Here is a 3,722-nt window from a genome sequence, read left to right on the forward strand (position 1 = left end):
AATTAATAGAAGGCTAGTTGGCATATTCTGTGCAGACTAGAGATTAGAATGAAAGATAAGTCAGTATTACCAATTGAGGAACAATTAAATAGATTTCTTCAACCGAAATGCCTGATCCCTGGTGGACTAGGCTTGTGGGAGGATTATTTCCGAAAGATTTGTACTGCTTGGGGCGAGATTAGTGGTGAAATTCGACCTCAGCATATCATATTTTCTGCTGATAATGGTTGTAATATGGAAGGCTATGTAGGTTATAACTATGAGGTAACGCAAAAGCAGTCGCGTAATATGCTCTTGGGTCGTTCGTCGGCTACACAGTTTTGTAACTTTAACAACATTCCTTATGAAATTGTGGATGTAGGAATTGCCTCAGATGATGGCATCGGAGTGGATCGCAAGGTCGCAAAGGGGACAAAGAATATATTAAACCATTCTGCTATGACTGAGGATGAATTTAATAGTGCCTTTCAAGCAGGCTATGAGCGGGTTCAATATTATGTAGAGCAAGGAGTCAATTTGTTTTCCTTTGGGGAAATGGGACTTGGTAATACGACGACTTCTGCCTGTGTATTGTCTGCCTTAACTGGAGCTGATCCCACTGAAACAGTAGGTCCTGGTTCTTGGCCGAATAAACCAGATTTGATGAAACGAAAAATTGATTTTGTGCGCGCTGTATTAGATAAGCATAAGGCTAATATTGTTTCTGACAGTGAAGTTGAAAGAGTTCGTAAAATCGTAGCCCATGTAGGGGGCTTTGATATTGCTGCTATTCTTGGAGCTATGCTGGCTTGTGTTGAGTTTGAAAAGCCCTTCGTCATTGATGGCTTTATTACAGCTGTATCAGCAGCTTGTGCGGTACATATGAATGATTGTGTTAAGGATTATGCATTGCCATCTCATAACTCTCGAGAAAAAGGCACAGAGCTAGCTTTAGCAGAGGTAGATATTACACAAGACATGATTCCTATTCAAGCCCACATGTCGATGGGGGAAGGGACAGGAGCTATCTTAATGGTTCAAATGTTGAAAACGACACAGCATATGTTTGTAAACGTAGGGACCTTTGCAGATTTGATGAAATTATAAGGAGAAAGAATGAAAATAAATAAATACTTTGATATACATTTTGAGCGCGCTGATGATGCAACTATCTCTAAAAGGTTGATAGGTGGGGCTAAGATTAAGGGACCTGCGTTGGTTACCCTGATTCTCTCCATATTTATCGCCTCTATTGGGTTGAATATGAATAGTACGGCAGTTGTTATTGGTGCTATGCTTATATCACCGTTGATGGGACCTATTTTAGCAACTGGTTTTGGCTTTGCTACGCTTAATTTTACAGTTGTAAAAAGCGGTATTTTAAGATTGTCCTTACAGGTTACGATTGCTGTTTTGGCATCTGCTTTATATTTTTATATTTCTCCCGTTCAGGCGGCTACATCTGAACTATTAGCACGTACAGAACCAAATATTTTTGATGTATTCATTGCTATATTTGGTGGGTTAGCTGGGATTATTGGGCAAACGCGTAAGACCTTAGATAATGTTATACCAGGTGTTGCGATTGCGACTGCACTTATGCCACCACTATGTACGGCAGGATATGGACTGGCTAATGGAAATTGGCAATATTTCATTGGGGCTGGCTATCTATTCTTTATAAATGCATTTTTCATCTTCTTTGCAGCTTTTATTGTTTTAAAAGGTGTATATAGTTTGCCATTCCATAAACAAGACAAAGAGCTTATTCGTCGTAATCAGCTAATATTTCTTGTGATTGGTCTTATTATGGCTATACCAAGTATTTATGCAGGCTATGATATGACCATCAAGTATTCTGAGTCAAACCATATGGATCAGTTTATTAAGAATGATATTAATCAAGAGGGCCGTCGACAAGTGATTGATTATTCATTAGATCAAACGAATAAGCTAGTAGACATAGTAGTTATAGGAGCTCCTGTGACTTCAGAGGAGCGAGCCCAGTTGGATGACAAGTTACAGAAGGATGAGTACTTACAGTCTTATACATTACGATTTGTTAATAGCGTAGATGAGAAAAAATCTACTATGGATAAGACGAACTTAAATAAATCTTCAGAGAATCTTGAAACATATAAAAACTTGAATAATCTATACCAGCCGACTTATCAATTAGTAAGTGAAACTATAAATACTATGAAAACGACAGAAGCTGAAGCAAAGGCGTTATTCCCGTTTGTAAGCAAAGTGGAAGGCATGCCTTTGATAGATAATCTAGAACAGCCTAAAGCGAGTCGCTATATGGTGATTATCCATACTACATCCGCTGTATCTGATGCAGATTTGGAACGAATAAAAGCTTGGTTAGAGGCTAAATTATCAGCACCTGTAACTATTTCTGTGGAGCAAACAACGTCAACTCCATAAGTTGATTTTGATTTTGAGTATATTGTTTATTATATAGAGCGATATTTATAACGGTACTAAGTTTGATTTTAGCTATTAGGTATATTACCTAGTAGTACGGAGAATCGTCTTAGTACCGTTTTTATGTATCTGATACAATACCTTCTCATGACAAACTCTATAGATACGAAAAAGGCGTAGCACCATTGGTGTTACGCCTTTTTTATTATATTATGGATGAATTGGTTTTGCATATTTTTTCCGATATGAATGTGGTGTTTCAGTGGTAGCCATTTTGAAAATTTTACAGAAATAACTAGTTCTGTTATAACCTAATGTTTTACTGATCTGATTAACTGTTAGTTGGGAATATACTAATAGTTTTTTGCTTCTTGTATGCGTAATAGTGTTATATATTGCACTACTGAAAGTCCTGTATCATCTTTAAAAATCTTAGAGAAGTAGGACTCGCTTAAATGAATATGTTCCGAAATCCTCCTGAGCGACACGCGTTTGCTCAGGTTTTTTTCTATGTATAGCATGGCTTTTCGGATTTCTGGACGATTAATAGGGCGTTCCGATTCTACAAAGTCCGGTAATTGCTCATAGGGCATTTCTTCAGCTATGGCATCGTTAAATGGGAAGTAATGTTCTACCAAGATCCTCAACACCTTTGTAGCACTGTAAATTTGTTCCGCAGTCAAAACTGGTAAGGTCCGATATAAGGCGCGAAGTTTAGTGTCATCATGCCAATCGGTTTGGGTAGGCAAAATAGGTTTGATTGTTGTATCTTCTGTTTTTGTCTGGCCTGCCATGATGAAGCCTAAGATGGCGCCATCTTTCATGATGGGCACGGAGAAATCTATAAGGCCCATATGACAGCGGTACGGACAAGAGGATAGTTCTTTTGTGGCATCTAGTCCACCATATAGGTCGCATTGATTGCAGCGTTTGGCGTAGGCTGGATTGCGCCTTACGACCTTACAAAATGGAGAAAAGTTATATTCTTGAGATAACACTTTTCCACGATTATTAACAAAAATAGCAGCGATTTTTGTTATGTTTGTGAAATCACGCATGATTTCATTGATAAGCTTAGTATCTTCATTCGTACAAATCATAGTGAAACCTCCAATCACAAATGTGTTAAGAGGTCTAGTAAGCACCCCGCTAAAATAGCTCTACTTGCTCTCTAGCTAAAGGGTCGTCTCTAAACCTGAGAAAAGAGAAAAGTGACATACCACCTAAAATTCATATACCTATAAAATTAAGTTATTTCTTGCTTTTATATGTATAAGTATAACAGGATTGTCGTATTTTCTGTCTCTTATACA

At 37.8% G+C, this 3,722-nt stretch carries 4 protein-coding genes; 2 read left to right on the plus strand and 2 right to left on the minus strand.

The window, feature by feature from the left end:
* Positions 1 to 48 precede the first annotated feature (48 nt).
* Both QZ334_RS07475 and QZ334_RS07480 read left to right on the plus strand, forming a co-directional pair.
* Positions 49 to 1,086, plus strand: a complete 1,038-nt coding sequence (locus tag QZ334_RS07475) for a nicotinate-nucleotide--dimethylbenzimidazole phosphoribosyltransferase (RefSeq protein WP_287499275.1) — start codon at positions 49 to 51, stop codon at positions 1,084 to 1,086.
* A gap of 9 nt (positions 1,087 to 1,095) precedes the next feature.
* On the plus strand, positions 1,096 to 2,409 hold the full coding sequence (locus tag QZ334_RS07480) for a DUF389 domain-containing protein (protein ID WP_323758627.1): 1,314 nt from the start codon (positions 1,096 to 1,098) through the stop codon (positions 2,407 to 2,409).
* Between the two features lie 210 nt (positions 2,410 to 2,619).
* On the opposite strand, the gene QZ334_RS07485 is transcribed toward QZ334_RS07480, so the two are convergent.
* The gene (locus tag QZ334_RS07485; RefSeq protein ID WP_323758628.1) at positions 2,620 to 2,805 is read right to left on the minus strand and encodes a helix-turn-helix domain-containing protein; all 186 of its coding nucleotides are present in this window, start codon (positions 2,803 to 2,805) and stop codon (positions 2,620 to 2,622) included.
* Positions 2,763 to 3,509, minus strand: coding sequence for a PocR ligand-binding domain-containing protein (locus QZ334_RS07490; protein WP_295233287.1), 747 nt, complete (start codon positions 3,507 to 3,509; stop codon positions 2,763 to 2,765). The genes QZ334_RS07485 and QZ334_RS07490 overlap by 43 nt, the downstream gene beginning before the upstream one ends.
* Positions 3,510 to 3,722: the final 213 nt, after the last annotated feature.

Origin of the sequence: Veillonella sp. (genome assembly GCF_019414865.1) — a bacterium.
Lineage (GTDB): Bacteria > Bacillota > Negativicutes > Veillonellales > Veillonellaceae > Veillonella.